20 protein-coding genes are annotated in these 20,530 nt (G+C 63.6%); 16 read left to right on the top strand and 4 right to left on the bottom strand.

Annotation, left to right across the window (positions count from 1 at the left end; genetic code table 11):
* Positions 1-45: 45 nt before the first annotated feature.
* The gene (locus SO156_RS18270) at positions 46-1,482 is read left to right on the top strand and encodes a lipopolysaccharide biosynthesis protein (RefSeq protein WP_498535767.1); all 1,437 of its coding nucleotides are present in this window, start codon (positions 46-48) and stop codon (positions 1,480-1,482) included.
* 9 nt (positions 1,483-1,491) lie between these two features.
* On the opposite strand, the gene SO156_RS18275 is transcribed toward SO156_RS18270, so the two are convergent.
* The gene (locus tag SO156_RS18275; RefSeq protein WP_498535768.1) at positions 1,492-3,165 is read right to left on the bottom strand and encodes a Na/Pi cotransporter family protein; all 1,674 of its coding nucleotides are present in this window, start codon (positions 3,163-3,165) and stop codon (positions 1,492-1,494) included.
* Between the two features lie 531 nt (positions 3,166-3,696).
* Between SO156_RS18275 and SO156_RS18280 the strand changes: the two genes are divergently transcribed.
* The 13 genes from SO156_RS18280 to SO156_RS18340 all read left to right on the top strand — a co-directional run bounded on the left by SO156_RS18280 (position 3,697) and on the right by SO156_RS18340 (position 15,183).
* Positions 3,697-5,055 carry an ABC transporter substrate-binding protein gene (locus SO156_RS18280; RefSeq protein WP_498535769.1) on the top strand — a complete coding sequence of 453 codons (1,359 nt, stop codon included), beginning with the start codon at positions 3,697-3,699 and terminating at the stop codon, positions 5,053-5,055.
* An 82-nt stretch (positions 5,056-5,137) separates the two neighbouring features.
* On the top strand, positions 5,138-6,112 hold the full coding sequence (locus tag SO156_RS18285; protein ID WP_498535770.1) for a carbohydrate ABC transporter permease: 975 nt from the start codon (positions 5,138-5,140) through the stop codon (positions 6,110-6,112).
* Positions 6,109-7,071 carry a carbohydrate ABC transporter permease gene (locus SO156_RS18290; protein ID WP_498535771.1) on the top strand — a complete coding sequence of 321 codons (963 nt, stop codon included), beginning with the start codon at positions 6,109-6,111 and terminating at the stop codon, positions 7,069-7,071. The genes SO156_RS18285 and SO156_RS18290 overlap by 4 nt, the downstream gene beginning before the upstream one ends.
* The gene (locus tag SO156_RS18295; RefSeq protein ID WP_458147488.1) at positions 7,068-7,268 is read left to right on the top strand and encodes a hypothetical protein; all 201 of its coding nucleotides are present in this window, start codon (positions 7,068-7,070) and stop codon (positions 7,266-7,268) included. Before SO156_RS18290 ends, SO156_RS18295 begins: the two co-directional genes overlap by 4 nt.
* Before the next feature lie 10 nt (positions 7,269-7,278).
* Entirely contained in the window at positions 7,279-8,376 is a 1,098-nt protein-coding gene (locus SO156_RS18300) for an ABC transporter ATP-binding protein (protein ID WP_458147489.1), read from the top strand.
* A complete protein-coding gene (locus tag SO156_RS18305) occupies positions 8,369-9,394 on the top strand; it encodes an ABC transporter ATP-binding protein (RefSeq protein WP_458147490.1) in 1,026 nt (341 codons plus the stop codon). Before SO156_RS18300 ends, SO156_RS18305 begins: the two co-directional genes overlap by 8 nt.
* Positions 9,395-9,404: 10 nt before the next feature.
* A complete protein-coding gene (dhaL, locus tag SO156_RS18310) occupies positions 9,405-10,028 on the top strand; it encodes a dihydroxyacetone kinase subunit DhaL (protein ID WP_498535772.1) in 624 nt (207 codons plus the stop codon).
* Complete coding sequence (gene dhaM, locus SO156_RS18315) at positions 10,025-10,417, top strand: dihydroxyacetone kinase phosphoryl donor subunit DhaM (RefSeq protein WP_458147492.1); 393 nt, start codon at positions 10,025-10,027, stop codon at positions 10,415-10,417. The genes dhaL and dhaM overlap by 4 nt, the downstream gene beginning before the upstream one ends.
* Positions 10,418-10,451: 34 nt before the next feature.
* Positions 10,452-10,760: an HPr family phosphocarrier protein gene (locus SO156_RS18320; RefSeq protein ID WP_458147493.1), complete on the top strand. Its 309-nt coding sequence runs from the start codon at positions 10,452-10,454 to the stop codon at positions 10,758-10,760.
* Between the two features lies 1 nt (position 10,761).
* Complete coding sequence (gene ptsP, locus SO156_RS18325; protein ID WP_498535773.1) at positions 10,762-12,381, top strand: phosphoenolpyruvate--protein phosphotransferase; 1,620 nt, start codon at positions 10,762-10,764, stop codon at positions 12,379-12,381.
* Positions 12,374-12,799: a hypothetical protein gene (locus tag SO156_RS18330; protein WP_027526250.1), complete on the top strand. Its 426-nt coding sequence runs from the start codon at positions 12,374-12,376 to the stop codon at positions 12,797-12,799. The genes ptsP and SO156_RS18330 overlap by 8 nt, the downstream gene beginning before the upstream one ends.
* A gap of 37 nt (positions 12,800-12,836) precedes the next feature.
* On the top strand, positions 12,837-13,820 hold the full coding sequence (gene dhaK, locus SO156_RS18335; RefSeq protein WP_498535774.1) for a dihydroxyacetone kinase subunit DhaK: 984 nt from the start codon (positions 12,837-12,839) through the stop codon (positions 13,818-13,820).
* Positions 13,821-14,280: 460 nt separating this feature from the next.
* Positions 14,281-15,183 carry an N-acetylmuramic acid 6-phosphate etherase gene (locus tag SO156_RS18340; protein ID WP_458147496.1) on the top strand — a complete coding sequence of 301 codons (903 nt, stop codon included), beginning with the start codon at positions 14,281-14,283 and terminating at the stop codon, positions 15,181-15,183.
* A gap of 48 nt (positions 15,184-15,231) precedes the next feature.
* Here the strand turns inward: SO156_RS18340 and SO156_RS18345 are convergent, their stop codons facing one another.
* From SO156_RS18345 to SO156_RS18355, 3 genes are all read right to left on the bottom strand, one after another.
* Positions 15,232-15,819 (bottom strand): hypothetical protein, encoded by a 588-nt coding sequence (locus tag SO156_RS18345; RefSeq protein WP_498535775.1) that lies wholly within the window; start codon positions 15,817-15,819, stop codon positions 15,232-15,234.
* 422 nt (positions 15,820-16,241) lie between these two features.
* The gene (locus SO156_RS18350) at positions 16,242-17,090 is read right to left on the bottom strand and encodes an IclR family transcriptional regulator (protein WP_458147498.1); all 849 of its coding nucleotides are present in this window, start codon (positions 17,088-17,090) and stop codon (positions 16,242-16,244) included.
* On the bottom strand, positions 17,087-17,485 hold the full coding sequence (locus tag SO156_RS18355; protein ID WP_498535776.1) for an acyl-CoA thioesterase: 399 nt from the start codon (positions 17,483-17,485) through the stop codon (positions 17,087-17,089). The genes SO156_RS18350 and SO156_RS18355 overlap by 4 nt, the downstream gene beginning before the upstream one ends.
* Positions 17,486-17,654: 169 nt before the next feature.
* Here SO156_RS18355 and SO156_RS18360 point away from each other — a divergent pair, with 169 nt between their 5' ends.
* A complete protein-coding gene (locus SO156_RS18360) occupies positions 17,655-18,803 on the top strand; it encodes an FAD-dependent monooxygenase (RefSeq protein WP_498535777.1) in 1,149 nt (382 codons plus the stop codon).
* Between the two features lie 21 nt (positions 18,804-18,824).
* Complete coding sequence (locus SO156_RS18365) at positions 18,825-20,465, top strand: benzoate-CoA ligase family protein (protein WP_498535778.1); 1,641 nt, start codon at positions 18,825-18,827, stop codon at positions 20,463-20,465.
* Positions 20,466-20,530 lie beyond the last annotated feature (65 nt).

The raw sequence follows: 20,530 nt of genomic DNA on the forward strand, positions 1-20,530 counted from the left end.
TAACGAAGTGTTAAATCGCCAGGCCGAAAACGGTCCCGTGCTCGCATGCTGAACCGCCACTTCTCCATCTATCTTGCCGCCTACGTCTTTCCCGCAGCCGTCGGCTTCTGCGCGATCACGATGTATACGCGGCTGCTCACCCCGGCGGAGTACGGCGTCTATGTCGTGGGGCTCAGCATCGCCGGCATTCTGGGCGCGACCTTCTTCGGCTGGATCAGGCTGTCGGTTTCCCGCTATCAGGCAATGTCGCCTGACGTGGATTTTCGCGGCACGGCGATGGTCGCTTTCGTGCTCACCATCGTCGCACTCTGCGCTGCCGCGCCGCTGGTGTTCCTGTTCCATCGTGACGTGAATCTGAATCTTCTGCTCGCCAGCATATTCGTCGCGATCATGATGAATGCGGTCGATGTCGGCCAGGAATTCGAGCGCGCCAAGTTGCGGCCATACCGCTTCGCAGCGATCGCGATCGTGCGCAGCCTCGCGAGCGTCGCATTCGGCCTGATCGCCATATGTCTGGGCTGGGGTGGTCTGGGGCTGCTCGCAGCCTTCGGACTCGCCTCACTCGCCGGGATCATCCTTAATCTTGCGGGCGACAGCACCAGGATCGCGCGCTGGGAGCCCGACCAGCTCGCGCAGCTCGCCCGCTACGGGCTGCCGCTCGCGATCGGTGGACTGTCGGTCGCGGTTTACTCGATGAGCGACCGGCTGATCGTCGCCTACCTTCTCGGCAAGGATGCCGCCGGCATTTTCGGCGTCGCGGCCGACCTGCCGCGGCAGTTCCTCGTCATGCTGGCTTCGAGCGTCGCTGCGGCCACCGTGCCCATCGTGTTCCGTACGTTCAGCCAGGAGGGCCATGCTGCGACCCGTGAACGGCTCAACGAAAGCCTCGAGCTCCTGCTCGTCGTCATCATGCCGGTCGCAGTCTGGCTCGCGCTCGCTGCGGACCAGGTCGCCGGAACGCTCGTCGGCGTCGATTTCCGCGCCGGCGTCTCGGCCTTGCTGCCGATGCTGGTCGTCGCGCGGATGCTCGGCATCGCCAATCAGTTCTACGTTCAGATCAGCTTCCAGCTCGCCGAGCGGCCCTTCATCCTTGCCGCGCAGTCATTCCTCACGCTCGTCCTGAGTATCGCGCTGATGTTCGCCCTGATTTCGGGCTTTGGCCTGTATGGCGCAGCGCTTGCAACGTTCGCGACCGAAGCCATCGGCTTCGTGGCTGCGGTCGTCCTGATGCGCCGCGCCTACATGCTGCCGTTCGATCCGGGCCGGCTCGCGGGCGTGGGCGTCGCTTCGGCGATCATGGCTGCGGCGATCCTCGTGGTTCGCTCGGAGGTCAACGGCACCGGCCTGTTGTCGCTGATTGCGGTGAGCTTGGCCGGCGGTATCGCCTATGCAGGCGCAGCCTGGCTGCTCAATGTCGCCAACGCCAGAACGCTGACCCTGCGCCTGTTGCGAAACTTCAACCGCAAGGCCCTCGGCGTCTAGCTGGTACGACTAGCCGCGGTCGACAAGGTGCGCCGCGGAACGCCAGGCATGATGCGAAATCGCCCGGAGGCTGCGGACGGTTTCGACGCGAACGAGTGCGGTATCCGTGGTGAAGGCGCCATTGGCGACCGCGCTGAGGGTTGCGCTGCGGTGGCGGCGCAGCACTTCGTCAAGTTCTGTCGTGCAGCGCTCGAGCTCGGCGATGGCCTCGTCCGTCTGGATCGCGCGCGGACCGGCCATGGCGTCGGTGCCATGCGGGACCGGCGCGGCCGGTTGCGATGGCACCGCCACGCCGCGTGCAATCGCGGCTGCGCTCCGCATCACTTCGGCGCATAGTTCTTCTGCGCGGATGTCCTCCGGTCCATCCTTCACCGAAGCGAAATTGATGCCGGCATTCGCCACATCGGTCAGCCGAGACGCGTGGTCGAGTGCGTGCAGTGTGCTGGTCAGACGCCGTTGCTCGTCCTCGGTGTCAGGCGGTCCGGTCACTTCCGACAAAAATATTTGTGCCTGGCGCAGGGCCTCGGCGGCGTCCTGCAGCGATACGGCGTCTCTCCCGAGACGAACCGGTGCAGCGCGACCAGCCAGTGCCGCCTCCACCCACGCGCATACCGTTACGAGTACGCGCGCGATCGTGCGGCGCGCCGCTTCGACGGCCACGATTGGAGTCACGAGTGCCGAGGGATCGAGGCACCGCGTGAGCGGCGAGCCGCGCTCGGGCAGGATGCGCTCGACCAGGCGCGTGAACTGGTTGACCAGCGGCAGCAGGACAACAACGCCGACGACGTTGTACGCGGTGTGATATCCGGCCAGCAGCGTGACGCCGTCGATGCTGTCCGAGGCGCGCACGAGCAGTGGGATGGTGACAGGAAAAAGCACGAGCGCGATCAGGGCTGCGATGAGCTTGAAGAGAACATAGGCAATGGCCAGCCGCTTCGCGGTCGTGCTCGCGCCGATTGCGGCGAGGGCGGAACTCGTTGCCGTTCCGATATTCTGGCCGATGATCAACGCGCAGGCCTGGTCCAGCCCGATCGCACCGGCGAAGTGACCTGACAAGGTCACCGCGACGGCGGCCGTTGACGACTGCATCAGCGCAGTCATCACCAGGCCGATCACGACGAGCACCAGCACGCCGAGCAGGCCCGACCACCACCGCCCGTCGGGACCGGCGAGAACGGCAGGAAGGTCTGCCGGGTGCAATCGTTCGGCGAGCCCGCCCATGCCCTGCTGCAAGGTCGTCAGCCCGAAAAGCACGAGCCCAAATCCGGCGAGGGCGGCGCCGGCACCGGATATTCGTCCGCGAGCGAGAAGCTTGGTCAACGCGCCGGCGAAAATCATCGGCAGTGCCGCGGCGGTGAGCGAGACGCGGACGCCGATGAGCGCGACCAGCCAGCCGGTTCCGGTGGTGCCGATATTGGCGCCGAACACAAGCCCCAACCCTTGCTGGAACGTCAACAGGCCAGCGCTGACGAGACCGATCGTCGTCATTGTCGTTGCACTCGATGACTGCACCAGGAGCGTGACGACGGCGCCCCAGAATGAGCCGTGCAGCGGCGTCGCGGCCGCCCTGCCGAGCACGGTGCGCAGGGCGGAGCCGGCCAGCGCCTTCAGGCCTTCCGTCATCACGGTCATGCCAAGCAGGAAAAGACCGACGCCGCCGAGTACCGAGATTGCCGTGGACATGCAGGCTCCTGAAGTGAACGATGATCAGGCCATCCCCCTTTTTGACTGTAGCGCAGTTGCCGGAGTGACGGCAGACGACGACAGAGCGTCGGAACTGGCGCTGCATTGAACGTTCAGTAAAACAGTTTGCTAAACACAATCGCTGCGCTTCGACCGCGCGGAGCGAGGCTGCGTTGGTGCGGCCTGCGTTCAATGACGCGAAGAGAATCTTCCTAGACTGCGGCTATTCCGCTGCATCGCAGCAAGTTCGCGGCTGAATGCGGTTGCGGTGATCTTTTCGTCGAGCGCGCCGAAACCGGCTTGACGGGCTCGAGAATTTAGTAATAGGTTTAGTAATACAAAAAAATAAACATCGCGCATCGAGCTGATGTGTGGGAGGAGCCCAGCCCGTCCGGACCCGTTTCCGGGCGCGGTCCGTCTCGTTCTCCATCATCTCATCGCTCATCAACTCGGTTTCAGGGTCTTGGCGTCGCTCCGAAAAAGGCGAGTGCCAGGCGGGTTCGGTGGTTCAACGATAGAGAGGAAACGGACATGCGAAGACTCAAATGGCTTAGTGGTGCAGTGACGTCTGCGGTCCTCGGGGCGGCCGCGCTGGTGGTCGCGGGCGGCAGTGAAGCCGCAGCGCAAGGAAAGCAGCTCACCCTGTGTTGGGCAGCCTGGGATCCGGCCAATGCCCTGGTCGAGCTCGGCAAGGACTTCACCAAGCAATCGGGCATCGAGATGAAATACGAGTTCGTCCCCTGGACGAGCTATGCCGATCGCTTCCTCAACGAGCTCAACTCGCACGGCAAGCTCTGCGACCTGATCATTGGCGACAGCCAGTGGATCGGCGGCGCCGCCGAGAACAAGTGGTATGTCAAGCTCAACGACTTCTTCGACAAGGAGAAGATCTCGATGGACGATTTCGTCCAGGCGACCGTCGTCGGCTATTCGCAGTGGCCGAAGAACTCGCCGAATTACTGGGCGCTGCCGGCGATGGCCGATGCGGTGGGCTGGACCTATCGTAAGGACTGGTTCTCGCGGCCCGACATTCAGTCGGCGTTCAAGGCCAAGTACGGCCGCGATCTCGCGCCGCCCAAGACCTTTGACGAGCTGAAGGAGATCGCCGCGTTCTTCCAGGGCCGCGAGATCGACGGCAAGAAGGTCTATGGCGCCTACATCTTCACCGAGCGCGGCTCCGAAGGCATCACGATGGGCGTGACCAATGTGCTCTACAATTACGGCTTCAGCTACGAGAACCCGAAGAAGCCGTATCAGATGCAGGGCTTCGTCAACTCGGCTGATGCCGCAAAGGGGTTGGAGTTCTACAAGGAGCTCTACAAGTGCTGCACGGCGCCGGGCCTGACCAACGCCTACATGCAGGAAGGTCTCGACGCCTTCAAGTCCGGCCAGGTGGCGATGCAGATGAACTGGTTCGCCTTCTTCCCCGGGCTCTACAAGGACCCGAACGTCGGCGGCGACAAGATCGGCTTCTTCGTCAATCCGGCCGGCCCGAACGGACACTTCACCCAGCTCGGGGGGCAGGGTATCTCGGTCGTCGCGACGTCAGACCGCAAGGACGATGCGCTCGCTTACATCAAGTGGTTCGCGCAGCCGACCGTGCAGCAGAAGTGGTGGCAGATCGGCGGCTACTCGGCGCTGAAGGCCGTCGTCAACGCGCCTGACTTCCCCGCAAGCGCGCCGTTCGCTCCGCAGTTCCTGGAGTCGATGGCGATCGTGAAGGATTTCTGGGCCGAGCCGTCCTACGCCCAGCTCCTGCTCGACATGCAGAAGCGCGTGCATGACTACGTCGTTGCCGACAAGGGGACGGCGCAGCAGGCGCTCGATCTCCTCGTCAAGGATTGGACCAAGGTCTTCAAGGAGCAGGGCAAGCAGGTCGCCTCGCAATAAACGCAGGTACACGCATCCCGCATCGACCTAACTGGTTTCCCCGGGGGAGAAAGTGTCCCGGGGAAGCCGAACCAGCCAGCCGATGGACAAGATGACGACGATTCTGCAACCCGATCATGTTACGATCCCCGGCGTGAGCGAGCCCGCCAAATCTCGTGCCACGCGGCGCGTCCGCGGCCTGTCGGACCGGGCCATCGCCTGGCTGTTCGTCGCGCCGACGATTGTGCTCCTGCTCGCGATCAACATCTTTCCGCTGGTCTGGATGATCAGGCTCTCCTTCACGAGCCTCAACCTCAGCATGTCCTATCTGCCGCTGCGGTTCGTCGGGCTGGACAATTTCACCGACATTCTCACCGACGAGGATGTCTGGATCAGGCTGCAGACCACGGCGCAGTTCGTGATCTCGTCGGTGGCGCTACAGGTGGTGATCGGATTTGGGCTCGCGCTGCTCATCAACCGCCAGTTTCGCGGTCACAGCTTCTGGACCACGATGATCCTGCTGCCGATGATGCTGTCGCCTGCGGTCGTCGGCAACTTCTGGACCCTGCTGTTCCAGCCGCAGATCGGACCGTTCAATTACCTGATCAGCCTGTTCACCGGCGTGCCGCCGAGCTCGTTCAGCATGACCGGCGAGGTCGCGCTGGCGCCGTGGACGATCGTCCTCGTCGATACCTGGATGTGGGCGCCTTACGTCATGCTGATCTGCCTCGCCGGGCTGCGCTCCATTCCCGACTACATCTATGAGGCTGCGGAAGTTGATCGTGCCTCGGCCTGGCGCCAGTTCTGGTCGATCACGCTGCCGATGACGGTGCCGTTCCTGATGCTCGCCGTCCTGTTCCGTGCGATCGAGAACTTCAAGATGTTCGACATGGTCAACCTCCTGACCTCGGGCGGACCGGGATCGACCACCGAGCTGGTCTCGATCACGCTGAAGCGCGCGGCATTCGAGAAATGGCGCACCGGCTATTCCTCCGCGCTCGCCATCATCCTGTTCGTGACCGTGTTCGGCGCAGCCAACATCTACGTCAAGGTGCTCAACAAGGTGAAGCAACGATGACCGCCGCTATCGCCAAATCCACTGCTCATTCCATCGTCGAATCCTCGTCGCGCGCAAAGGCGGTGGCCGGCAGCCTGGTCATCCTCTATGCGGTGATCACGATCCTGCCGCTGGTCTGGATCGTTGCCACGGCGTTCAAGTCGCAGAGCGATGCGATCGCCTATCCTCCCAAGGTGCTGTTCCAGCCGACGCTGGAGGGCTATGTGAACCTGTTTACGGTGCGTACGCGGCAGACGCCGGACTTCATCGCAAAGTTGCCGCCGCCGCAGACCTGGTACGACAAGCTCGTGCGCCAGCACGACATGGTGATCGCCGGTCCCTCGAAGGTCGTGCCGCGCTTCGTCAATTCGCTCATCATCGGCTTCGGCTCGACCTTCCTCGCCGTCTTCCTCGGCACGCTCGCAGCTTATGCGTTCTCGCGATTTCGCATTCCGCTTGCCGACGATCTCCTGTTCTTCATCCTGTCGACGCGGATGATGCCGCCCGTTGCGGTCGCGATCCCGATCTATCTGATGTACCGCCAGCTCAATCTGACCGACACCCGGCTCGGGATGATCCTGCTCTACACGGCGGTCAACGTCTCGCTCGCGGTATGGCTGCTGAAGGGCTTCATCGACGAGATACCGCGCGAATATGAGGAGGCGGCGCTCGTCGACGGCTACACGCGACTACAGGCGCTGCGCAAGGTGGTGCTGCCGCAGGCGGTGACGGGCATTGCGGCAACCGCAATCTTCTGCCTGATCTTCTCCTGGAACGAGTATGCCTTCGCGGTTTTGCTCACCAGCGGCGAAGCCCAGACCATGCCGCCCTTCATCCCCTTCATCATCGGCGAAGGCGGACAGGACTGGCCGGCCGTTGCCGCCGCGACCACGCTGTTCGTCGTCCCGATCGTCCTGTTCACCGTTCTGTTGCGCAAGCATCTGTTGCGCGGCATCACCTTCGGAGCTGTACGCAAATGAGCGGTTCTGCGATTGCCAATGGCGGCTTGATGCGCTGGTTCCGGCGCGGGCCCTGGGAGACGGGCGCCACGATCCTGATCGGCGTCGGCATCGTGATGCTGGTGCAGCCGTTCTCGCTCGATCTCTTTAGCTACTCGTTCGTGACGATCCTGGCCGGCACGCTCGGCTACGTCGTCGTGAGCCATTTTCCGGAATAGGGCGGCAGAGATGGCACAGATCCGCGTCGAAAACCTGCGCAAATCGTTCGATCAGTTCACGGCCGTCGAAGGCTCGAATTTCACGATCGACGACGGCACCTTCTTTGCGATGCTCGGCCCCTCCGGCTGCGGCAAGACCACGACGCTGCGCATGATCGCCGGTCTCGAGCTACCGACCGAGGGCAAGATCCTGCTCGATGGCGAGGACGTGACCTTCGACCGTGCATCCGCGCGCGACATTGCCTTCGTGTTCCAGCTCTTCGCGCTCTATCCGCACATGAACGTCGCGGGCAATATCGGCTTTCCCCTCAAGTGTCAGGGCATGGGCCGGCGCGAAATCCGCCAGCGGGTCGAGGAGACCGCGCGGCTGCTGCGGATCGAGCACCTGTTGTCGAGCAAGACCTCGAAGCTGTCGGGCGGCGACCGCCAGCGCGTGGCGCTCGGTCGGGCGATGGTGCGGCGGCCGAAGGCCTTCCTGATGGACGAGCCGCTCGGGGCCCTCGATGCCGAGTTCCGCCATCTGATGTGCGGTGAGCTCCGCGATCTCCATGATCGCATCGGCGCGACCACGATCTACGTGACGCACGACCAGCTCGAGGCGATGTCGATGGCGGATCAGATCGCGGTCATGAACAAGGGACGCGTCGAGCAGATCAGCACGCCGCAGGAGATCTACGACCGGCCCGCGAGCATGTTCGTCGCCGACTTCATCGGCTCGCCGCCGATGAACTTCCTGCGCTTTGAAGGCGGCCTGCATTGTGGCGATCGCGCCGTCAGCTTCCATGACACCGACATCGCCGTGCCAGAGATCCGCGAGGACCGTGCCAGCGCGCCGCTGGTACTCGGCGTCCGTCCGGAGCATATCCGCTTCACCGATGCGGCGCCGGTTCGTGGCGAGGTGTTCGGCGCGGAGTATCTCGGCACCAACCAGATCGTCACCGTCGACACTGCGCATGGGCGCGTCGCGGCCCGGCTGCCGTCAGCCACGCCGGTCCAGATCGGCGAGACGGTCGGTCTCGAATTTCACTCCGAACGGCTGGCGCTGTTCGATGCCGGCAGCGGCCTTGCGATCCGCACCGCGAACGGAGGAGGCGCTCGCCATGGCTGACGTCATTCTGCGCAACATCAACAAACGTTTCGGTGCGATCGAGGCGGTGCGCGAGCTGTCGCTTGCGGTCAACGACGGCGAGTTTCTCGTCCTGCTCGGCCCGAGCGGCGCCGGCAAGACCACGACCTTGCGGCTCATCACCGGGCTCGAGCAACCCGATTCGGGCTCGGTCATGATCAATGGCCGCGACGTCACGCTCGATCCTCCGGGATCGCGCGACATCGCGTTCGTCTTCCAGCAATACTCGCTCTACCCGCACCTGTCGGTTTACGACAATCTGGCGTTTCCGCTGCGCTCGCCGGCGCGCCGCGTTCCGGAGCCGGTCATCCGCAAGCGCGTCGAACAGACCGCCGAGCTTCTGCACATCGCCAGCAAGCTGAACAACCGCGCCACCCGCCTGTCCGGCGGTGAGATGCAGCGCGTCGCCATCGGCCGCGCCCTGGTGCGGGATCCGTCGATCTACCTGATGGACGAACCGCTATCCTCGCTGGATGCGAAGCTGCGGGCTGAGCTTCGCCTCGAGCTCAAGCGGATCCAGGTCGAGCTCGGTGCAACCATACTCTATGTGACGCACGATCAGGTGGAGGCCATGACCATGGCCACGCGCATTGGCGTGATCAAGGAAGGCCAGCTTCTCCAGCTCGGCACACCGCGGGAAATCTACGAGAGCCCGTCCAGCACTTACGTCGCATCACGGCTTGGCACGCCTCAGATCAACCTTCTTCCGGCACGCCTTGTTTCGGAGATAGTCCTTCCACCCGGGACCGAGACCATTGGCATCCGCACCGAGCATCTGCAGATCGCTGCGCGCAATGGCGGGCGGTTGATCGGCCGCGTGCATCGGGTCGAGCATCTGGGTGAGCAGAATCACGTTCACCTGGACTATAAGGGGCAGACGCTGGTGACGCTCGCGGATCCGGGCCAGCCGCTCCAGGTCGGTCAGGAGGTCGAATTGCACCTGAAGCATCCGCTCTATTTCGACGGCGTTGGGCAACGCATCAACGCCATGGTTCACTGAGGATCATTCAATGTCGCTGCAACCCGAGACATTCAAATCGCTGGTCAAGGTGGCCGCCGAGCAGGTCATCGCCAGCGCGCCGGAGCTCACGAGCCTGGATCAGGCGATCGGCGACGGCGATCACGGCACGAACATGAAGCGCGGCTTCGAGGCCGTGCTCGGCAAGCTCGATGCGATCTCCGCGCAGCCGTTCGACGAGGCTCTGAAGACGATCGGCAAGACGCTGGTGATGACCGTCGGCGGCGCGTCGGGCCCCCTTTACGGCAGCTTCTTTCTTGCAGCGGGTGAAGCGCTCTCGCATGACAAGCATTTGCCAGACGATCTCGCCGAAGTCTTTGCGAGCGGGGTCGACGCGGTGAGCAGGCGCGGCCGCTCTCACGCCGGCGAGAAGACGATGCTCGACGTGCTCGTTCCTGTCCTGGAGGCGTTGAAGACGGATGCCGGGCGCCCCGACATCGTCGAGCGCATTCGCACCACGGCCGCCGAGGCCGCCGAGCGGACTGCGCCGATGCAGGCGACCAAGGGACGGGCTTCGTTCCTCGGACCGCGAAGTGTCGGGCATGTCGATCCCGGTGCACGGTCGAGCTGCGTCCTTCTGCAAGCGGTGTGCGCGAGCCTCGAGGGGCGGCCATGAACGACACCGTGGGTATCGTGATCGTCTCGCATTCGAAGGACATCGCCAAAGGCACCGCCGACATGGTGCGGCAGATGGTCGGCAGCGAGGTCAGGGTCGCCTTCTGCGGCGGCAATCCCGACGGCGGGTTGGGAACCAGCGTGGCCCTGATCGTCGATGCCATCAACGACGCCTGGTCGCCGAAGGGCGTTGCAATCCTCGTCGATCTTGGCGGCGCCGAGACCAACAGCGAGATGGCGGTCGAAATGCTGGACCCTGAGCGGCGGGATCTCGTTGTCGTCTGCAACGCGCCGATCGTCGAAGGCGCCGTGATGGCGGCGACTGAGGCGGCTGGCGGCAGCTCGCTGGCAGAGGTGCGGGCGGTGGCCGAGGAACTCTCTGCCGACTGACAACAGTTCGGCGAAGCGAAGATGGAATATGACGATGCTGGAAACTTCAAACGTGAACGGACAGATCTTCACGGGCAACGTGCAACTGGTGCACGCGGTCGGCATGCATGCGCGACCCGCGGTCAAGCTGACCAAGCTCGCCAAGAAGTTCGAGGCGCAGATTTCCGTCCGCGTTGCCGGCGCGGCCGAGTGGATCAATGCCAAGAGCGTGGCCAAGATCATGGCCATGCGCGCCGCCCATGGCAGCATGATCGAGATCAAGGCGTTGGGCAGCGATGCGGAAGCTGCCGTCGCGGCGCTGATCGATCTGATTGCATCCGATTTCCCAGACGGGATTGCGTAACATGCGAGACAGCGCTTCAGGACCGGCCTACCGTGGCAGAACCGCCTCCATCGGTTTTGCCCAGGGGCCGTTCATCCGGGTCGATGCGGGCGCGAACGGCGAGCGGGTCGCCGGCACCCTGGTCGATGAAGCGCTGGCGTTGCGAAGTGCGATCGATACCGCGAGCCGGCAGATCGCCGAGCTTGCCGCAATCGCCGGGGGCGAAGCCGCGCAAATCCTGGAATTCCAGGTCGCGCTGCTGGAGGACGAGGACTTGGTCAGCGCGATCCTGGCAGCGATCGGCGAGGGCGAGCCCGCGGATGCCGCCTGGTGCACGGCGCTCGACGAGCAGATCGCCGACTATAATTCGGCGCCGGACGAGTATCTGAAGGCGCGCAGCTCCGATCTTGCCGACCTTCGCGATCGCGTGTTGAACATCTTGCGCGGTGGCGAGGGCCATGCGTTGAGGATTCCGAGCGGAGCGGTCGTCTGCGCCGACGATCTGCCGCCTTCGCGCTTCCTCGAGATCGACTGGTCCGATGGCGGCGGCCTGGCGCTGTTGCGCGGCAGTCCGACGAGCCACGTCGCGATGCTGGCGCGCGCCCGCGGCATCCCGATGGTGGTGCAGCTCGGCGCGGTGCCGGCGGCGGGGACCTCGGCGCTGCTCGATGGCGAGGGCGCAACGCTCGAGCTCGATCCCAGCGCGGAGCAGGTCGGCCTGTTCGAGAAGCGGCGGGAGCTTCACCGCAAGAGCAGGGCTTCCGCGCGAGCCATCCTCCGGCGGCCAGCGGCGTCCTGGCGCGGCGAACGGATCAAGCTCCTCATCAACATCCAGCGCGTCGAGGACCTCGACTATCCGGACGCGCAATATGCCGACGGCGTCGGCCTGATGCGCACCGAGTTTCTGCTGTCGGAGCGCGGCCTGCCTGACGAGGAGACGCAGTTTCAGGTCTACGATCAGGTCTTGCGCTGGGCCGAGCGGCGTCCGGTGACGATCCGTACCTTTGACGCAGGTGGCGACAAGCCGGTGCCGGGCTTCACGCCGGACGGCGAGGCAAACCCCTTCCTCGGCGTTCGCGGCCTTCGCCTTTGTCTCGCCCAGCCGGAGATCTTTGCGGTTCAGCTCCGCGCGCTGGCGCGTGCGGCAGTGCGCGGGAATCTCAAGGTCATGCTCCCGATGGTCACTTCAGCCCACGAGGTCGAGGCGGCACGAAAGCTGTTCGCCGACATCGTGCAGGACTTGCAGGCGAAAGGCACCGCGGCGCTGCTTCCCGAGCTCGGAATCATGGTCGAGGTGCCCGCGGCGGCGCTTTCGATCGCCAGCTTCAAGAGCGCCTTCTTCTCGATCGGTTCGAACGACCTTGCGCAATATGTCCTCGCCTGCGACCGCTCGAATGGCGCTCTCGCGCCGCTGCTGGATCCCTTGCACCCGGCGGTTCTCGAACTGATCACGCGGACCGCGGAGCACGGCCGGCGCGCCGGAATCCCGGTGAGCCTGTGCGGCGACATGGCGAGCGATCCGCGCTGCATTCCCGCGCTGCTCGATTGCGGGCTTCGGGAGCTGTCCGTGAATGTATCGGCGCTTGCGCAAATCAAGCAAACGATCGATCGTCTGGGCAGCGGAGGTGGAAAACTTGACTGACGCCGTTGTCGATGAACCGGCGGAGGCCGGCGCGGTTGCCGTCTACAAGCGCATCTTCAAGGAGGTCCTGGACAAGCGCCCCTCGGGAATGCGGCTGCGGCTCGCCCATGCCATGGGAAAGAACCGGAGCTTCGTCAGCCAGATCTCCAATCCGGCCTATCCAGTGCCGATCCCGGTGCAGCATCTCAACACGATCTTCGACGTCTGCCACTTTCCTCCGCAGGCAAAGGCGGCCTTTCTGCGCGCCTATGCGCGCGCGCATCCGCGCAGGATCAGCCGTCTGACCGAAGGACCGCACGAGCGGACCTTGACGCTGCATTTGCCCGATCTCGGCAGCGGCAAGCGGAATGCTCAGCTCGACGCGCTGCTCCAGGAGTTCGCGCGCCGGCTGATTGCCATCATGCAGGAAAAAGAATGAGGCAGGAAACTGAGGCATAAGTGATGGGGAGGGTCGCATGAAGAAGTTCATCAATTCCGTCGACGACGTCCTGGCGGAGAGCCTGGATGGGTTTGCTGCCGCGCATGCCGATCTCGTCACGCTGGGCGCGGAGCGCAAATTCGTGCATCGCCGTGAGCTCAACCGGAGGAAGGTTTCGCTGGTTTCCGGCGGCGGCAGCGGGCACGAGCCGCTGCATGCCGGTTTCGTCGGTTACGGCATGCTCGACGCCGCCTGTCCGGGGCAGGTCTTCACGTCACCGACGCCGGACCAGATCGTCGAGGCCGCCCAGGCCGTCGCCAGCGAGGCCGGTGTGCTGTTCATCGTGAAGAACTATGCGGGCGATCGCATGAACTTCGAGATGGCGGCGGAGATCGCCGAAGGCCGCATCGCGACCATCGTGACGGATGATGACGTCGCGGTCGAGAACTCCACCCACAGCATCGGTCGCCGAGGCGTCGCGGGGACGCTGATCGTCGAGAAGATCGTCGGTGCGGCGGCCGAGAAGGGCCTTGATCTCGCCGGCTGCGTTGCGCTCGGCGAGCGCGTCAATGCGCGGACGCGCTCGATGGGCGTGGCGCTGACGAGCTGCACCGTCCCGGCCGCGGGCGGTCCGACCTTCGCGCTCGCCGAGGATGAGATGGAGGTGGGCGTCGGCATTCACGGCGAGCCGGGCCGTCGACGGGTCAAGCTGGAGCGCGCCGACGCCATCGCCCTCGAGATGGCGACGGCTATCGTGGAAGATCTCGGTGCGCGTGAGGGCACTGAAGCTCTGCTGCTGGTCAACGGCTTCGGCGGTACGCCCACGATCGAGCTCTATCTCATGTACAACGCCGCGCGAAAGCTGCTCGAGAAGCGCGGCGTGCGCATCACCCGCTCACTGGTCGGCAGCTACGTCACCTCGCTCGACATGGCCGGCTGCTCGCTCAGTTTGAGCCTGCTCGATGCCGAGGCGACGGCGCTGTGGGACCACCCGGTCCGCACCGCAGCCCTCAAATGGTGAGCCTGGCCTGATATGGACCACTGAGCGATCCCGAACTCCGCCGCGATGGAATGCGGCCCCGCTAAAGCGCGATGAGGTTAGGATGAATCGTCATCGCGCTTTAGGTTGTTGTTTGAGCATGATCTTTCCGGAAAACCGCTCCGCACTTTTCCGGATCATGCTCTAGCGGGCTGCCAGCGCGCCGGTTTGCTCCCTGAAACTGGCCGTGCCTTCAGGCACGGCATTTTTTTGAGAACCGTTCGCGGGTTCAATTTTCCGCGTTTTTGAGATTATTTTGGCAGCGGGACCAACCGTCTGCGTGGCCAGTGGCTCCCACCGGACGGGAACCGATGTGCCGGGATCCAAGTTAGCTCTCCGGTCGCGCTGGCATTCCCATGGATACGAACGGCGACATGCCTTTGGCCCGCGCCAGGCCGGCCACGGGCACCTCAGAGTCGTCGCGCTACGGTGGAATGAACCCATGAAACGAACGGATCGCGCCAATGCAACTGAAGCCGTCGATCCTCGCTTCACGGATTTGGACGCATGGTCGGGGACCGCCGCATTGGAAGCGATGTGGGAAGGTCAACTCGCAGCAGTCGCAGCCGTCGGCCAATGTCTTCCTGCGCTCGCGGCGGCGACCGATGCCGCGGCGGAAGCCCTCGGAGATGACGGGCGCCTGGTCTATGTCGGCGCAGGAACGTCGGGCAGGGTGGCCATCCAGGACGGCGCCGAACTGACGCCCACCTTCGCCTGGCCTCAGCAGCGCGTCCACTTCATCATCGCCGGCGGCGAGAGCGCGTTTGTCACCAGCGTCGAAGGCGCGGAAGACGATGTCGACGACGCAATCGCCCAGATCGATGCCGCAAGGCTGTCGTCGCACGACGTCGTCATCGCGGTTGCGGCGAGCGGAACGACCCCGTTCACCGTGGCCGCATTGCGCCAGGCCGGCCGGTATCAGGCCGTGACCGTCGGCATTGCCAATAACCGCCAGGCCCCGCTGCTTGCAGCAGCGAAATATCCGGTGCTCGTCGAGACCGGGCCTGAGCTCATCGCTGGTTCAACGCGGATGAAGGCCGGCACCGCCCAAAAGATCGTCCTCAACCTGATGTCGACCGGCATCATGCTGCGTCTTGGTCGCGTCTACCGCGGCATGATGGTCAATATGCTGCCCACGAACGCAAAGCTGAAGCGTCGGGCCGACGCAATGGTCGCCCGCATCACCGGTTGCAGTGAAGAGCAAGCTGCCTCTGCCTTGGAATCGACCGGCGGCGACATCAAGTTGGCCGCCCTCGTCGTGCTCGGATACGACAAGACGGAAGCGGCGAATCTTCTCGCCAGCCACAAGGGCAATCTTCGTCGCGTGTTTGACGATCTGGGGTGAGGACCTTAGCAGGCGGTTACTCACCGCAGTCCCGAAGTCCGCCTCTCGTCAATTGGGCCCGATCACGGCATCAACCTGGCGGCCGTTCCGGGTGATGACGATGACGCCGTTGCGAATGGTAAATCTCGCGCCAAGCAGTTTCCGCACCTTGTCCGTGATTGGGGAAGGGAAGGGGATGGTTTCTCCCGCGACGGGATCGCCGACCTTGATCGGTTCAGTCGCGGACGCCGCAATTGGGGCAGGCTTGATGAAGTCTCTGATCAGCTGAATCTCTTCGCGCGACAGGATGAGCGAGCCCTGGTCGGGACGAGTCTCCGCCGGCGGCCTCGGTGTTTCGCTGCTTGGCCTGTCACGTGCCTCGTTGGCGCTTGCGATCTGATCGAGCCTGGCTATGTGCAGCTTGAGCGCGATGATCTCGCGTTGCAGCGTTGCGATCTCCGCTTTGAGCGACTTGACCTGCGTGAACACAATGGTCACGCAAACGCAACTCACGATGACGACGACGCTCAGCAATGCGAGCAACCAGCGCTCGAGGTTCCCTCTCGACTGCCCGGTCGTCTCTGGGACGTCATCGCGCTGGAGATGCCTGCGCCAGATGCTGCGTCCTCGCGCCACCCATCTGCCAAAGGCGGTCACGTCTCCCGACTCATCTCCCCCGGAGCCGAAGTGCGCGGATGACACGGCAAAAGCTTCGTCGACCGGACGAACAGTTGGTGCGTTGCTTTGCCCGGCGCCTGATTCCAGATCCTGGTCATCTGCAACGTGATCTTCCGCCGGCGGATGAGCAGCGACGTGCGACGGATCACGCCCTATCCGCAGGTCAAGCCGGCCAATATCCGTTCTCGATGGAGCCATCTGTCTACTTCAGCAGCTGCGCCGATGCGGCTTGAGTGCCCCGAGGGTCGTCTTGCGATGCTGCGGTTTTGCAGGCCGTCGCCGCCGAATCTGCAAGTCGTTCCCGCATGCTCGCGGACATGAACCGTGCCGACAAGCGAGACCGGTGTCAATTGGAGACGACGGTGGCAGTGTGGGGCCGAGCTCCTGCTCTTTCCCTCTTGTTATCGCGCTGGCATGCCGCGCGAATTGCCGAGTTGGGCCGGCGGGACGATCGAATGACGCGCGGCAAAATCGATCAAGGCGCCTCGCGCTGGGCTATCCGGCTGCAGCAAATCCCTGTGCGTTCCGAACAAGGTCACGGCGACTTCGATCTCGCCTTGCCAGTTCGTGATCGCGGACGAGATCGCACTCAGGCCCGGAATGTAACGTCCGTCGACATAGGCGATACGCTCGCGCTGGACTTTCGTCGTCAGTGCCTCGACGCTTTCCAGGTCGGGATTGAGATCCGGCCAGCTTACGCCCTCAGAAGCGGCGCGCGCGAGTTCGTTTTGCAACCGCGCGGCCAGCTGCTGAGACGGCAGGTAGGACAGGAAGATGCGCCCGGTCGCGGAGTCGAGCAGGGGGAACGTGCTGCCAAGACCGATCGACGTGGTCGTCAGATGGGGACCTCTCTCCATCCTGACCACGGTAGGGCCATTGTGACTCCAGACCGCAAGCAGCGCGGCTTGTCCGGTCACGGCAGCCAGTTCCTCGAGCTCTTCGGACGCACGGACGACGAAGTTGTTCCGGCTGATGGCCGCAACACCCAGCTCCGCTGCTTCGCGGCCGAGGTCATACCGGCCGGAGCGCTCCTTCTGCACGGCAAGGCCCGCATGAATGAAGCTTGCCAGATAGCGATGCACCTTGCTCGGTGGCATGCCGGCTTCGCGCGCGATATCCGACAGCGTCGCCGGCCCGTCAAAGGATCGCAGGACTCGCAGAACCGAAAGCGCGGCGTCGAGAGCCTGGATGCCGCCGGGGGCCGTCCCGCCGCTCTCTTCATCAGTATCTTTCGGGCGCGTCCGTTTCATCCCAACATGTCCTTGAACTCTTGCGGCACGCTCGCGCCGCGGAGCTCGCCTGTGTCCGTGACAGAGGCCCAGGCGCGCTGTTCGAAGCCGCTCGCAATCTGCACGTTTCCGACCGACAGCTTGTAGTCGATTCGAAACCGCCGCTCTTGCCACTCGGCGACTTCTGCGCGGACCACCAGCTCATCGTCGTAACGGGCGGGCCCCACAAATTGGGCGCCGACATTGACCAGCGGCGTGACGCTCTTGAAGCGGCGCTTGAGCTCCCGCTGGCTCAATCCGCATCTCCGCAGCCAGCGCTGATAGGTGCAGTCAAACCAATAGAAGTAGTTGGGATAAAAGACGATTCCGGCTTCGTCGCAATCACCCCACTCGATCGTGAAAGCTGTCTCAAACATCCGAAGACCCTCCTGCCGCATGACGCCGGACCGAAGCTTAGCTTTGCCGGCTGCATTCCCTATAAGAAAAATATTTCCTCACTATGCAAAAATGTATTGCATATCGAGAAATCGATTGCATAATACGCAATAAGAATGCGGTTAGCAAAGCAACAGGGAAGGGAAAGTCATGCGGCTCGGTCGCATTGCTGTGCTGGGGGGCGGTCCTGCGGGACTGTATTTCGCTTACTTGTGGAAGCGTCGGCATCCCGGCGACCACGTCGACGTCTTCGAGCAGAATCCGGAAGGGGCCACCTGGGGATTTGGCGTCGTCTTCTCCGACAAGGCGCTCGACTTCCTTCGCGCCGATGATCCGGAAACGGCCGAAGCCGTCTCGGCGCGCATGGAGACATGGCGCGACATCACGCTCGTTCACCGTGGCGAGCGCGTCGCGCTCGACGGTGTCGGCTTCTCCGCGGTCGGACGACTCGATTTCATCACGCAATTGACCGAGCGCGCACGATCCGCCGGCGCCAATCTGAATTTCGGCACGGGCGTGCGCTCCGTCGATGAACTCGCGGGATACGACCTGATCGTCGCTGCCGATGGCGTGAACTCTCTGATCCGAAGGACCCATGAAGGGGACTTCAAGACGTCCCTTTCATACGATGACAACAAGTTCGCCTGGTACGGCACCACCAAGCGCTTCGAGACGCTGACCCAGACCTTCGTCGAAACCGAGTACGGCTGCTTCAACGCCCATCACTACCGCTACTCGCCGACGATGAGCACGTTCATCGTCGAGTGCGATCGCGCCACATGGCTGCGCGCCGGCTTTGCGGAGAAGACCGAGGAAGAGAGCAGGGCCCTTTGCGAGAAGGTGTTCGCCGACACGCTCGAAGGACATCCGCTCGTCAATAACAAATCGGTCTGGCGGAATTTTCCCTGGCTGTGGAATGATCGCTGGTCGCACCGCAACATGGTGCTCGTCGGCGATGCGCTCCATACCGCGCACTTCTCGATCGGATCTGGCACGCGCCTCGCGCTCGAGGACGTCATCGCCCTCGTCAATGCGCTGGACGGCGAGCCGCACAGCGTCCGCCGTGCACTGGAAGACTACGAGGCCACGCGCCGACCGGTGGTGGAGAAATTGGTCAAGGCCGCAAAAACGAGCGCGGCCTGGTACGAGCGCTTTGCCGAGCACATGAAGCTAAAGCCGCTGGATTTCGGCTACAGCTACATCACCCGTTCGGGACGGATCGACGACAATCAGCTCCGCGCGATGTCGCCGGGCTTCATGGCGCGTTACGACGCCAGTTCATTGGTCTCCAGCACGTAAGCGATGATGAGGAGCGTTTCCATGACGGACGGAATCGACCACGCGATCGTGGACCACGTGCCCGACAATTCGCCCGGCGCGCGGGAGATCGGCTTCGAAATCGCCGAGCGCTACAACGCCAGCGAGATCCTCTTCGACAATCTCAAAGCGGGTCGTGCCGAGAAGGTCGCGATCTTTGCCGCGACCGGCAACACCCGCTATGGCGAACTGTGCGCCAAGGCCGCCAAATGCGGAAACGCGCTCACGTCGCTCGGACTTGTCGCCGGTGACCGCGTGCTCCTCTTGCTGAACGACACGGCGGCCTATCCCGCCGCGTTCTTCGGCGCGATCCGCGCCGGCTTCGTGCCGATGCTGATCAACACGCTCTCGCCGAAGGAACTCATCGGCTTCTATCTTCAGGACTCGGCCGCACCGGTCGCGGTCGTCGACGCCGAATATGCTGCCCTGTTCGACCAGGAGACGATTGCGGGAACGTCGCTGCGCGCGCTGGTCGTCGTCAACGGCGATGCCGCGTGCGAACCGTCCTCGATCAAGATGCTGCACGGCGACCAATGGTTCGCCCAGTTTCCCGCGGAACTGGACGCCGCGCCCACGAGCCGCGACGACATGGCGTTCTGGATGTACAGCTCGGGCAGCACCGGCCGGCCAAAGGGCATCGTACATCTCCAGCACGACATGGCCTACACGGCGGATAGTTTCGGCCGTCACATCCTGGGAATCGAAGAGACCGATATCTGTTTCTCCGTGCCGAAGATCTTCTTCGCCTACGGGTTCGGCAATTCGATCACGTTCCCGTTCTCGGTCGGCGCCAGCACGGTCCTGCTCGCCGGGCGGCCAGAACCGAATGCGGTTCTGGACTTGATCGAAAAATTCAGGCCCACGCTCTTCTTTGGCCTGCCGACGCTCTACAACGCGTTGCTGCATCATCCCCGCATCGAAACCGCCGACCTGTCGAGCGTGCGCCTCTGCCTGTCGGCCGCCGAAGTGCTGTCGCAGGACATCTTCAACGACTGGCGGCGACGCTTTGGGCTCGAGATCGTCGAAGGACTCGGATCGACCGAGGTGCTGCACATCTATCTCTCAAACACGCACGAACAGAAGAAAACCGGGACCGCCGGCAAGCGCGTTCCGGGATACGAGATCCGACTGACCACGCCCGAGGGGGAGCCCGTCGCGCAAGGCGAAGAAGGTGTGATGTGGGTCCGCGGTCACTCCAACGCGCCTTGCTACTGGAACCGGCCCGACAAGACCGAGCAGACCATGCGCGAGGAGGGGTGGATCTGGACCGGCGACAGGCTCGTCGAGGACGCCGACGGCTTCTTCACTTTCGTCGGTCGCGTCGACGATCTCATCAAGGTGAGCGGCCAGTGGATCTACCCGGTCGAGATCGAGCTCTGCCTGTCGGATCATCCCGCAGTCCGGGAATGCGCGGTGCTTGGCCTCGAGCTTCCCGATCGCCGCATGACCACGAAAGCGTTCGTGATCCTTCGGGACGGTCATGTGGCGAGCGAGTCGTTGACGCGGGAGCTGCAGGATCACGTCAAGTCAAAGCTGCTTCCCTACAAATATCCACGCCTGATCGAATACCGGTCCGATCTGCCGAAGACAGGAACGGGCAAGATCGATCGGCAGAAGCTGCGTAGCGCCCCGTTGGTGGCCTGACCAGGCAGCCAGCTCCACTTCCCCAAGCTTACAGAACTGTCACCGGCTTAGAAACACAGGCTCAC

The organism is Bradyrhizobium sp. UFLA05-125, from assembly GCF_059803515.1.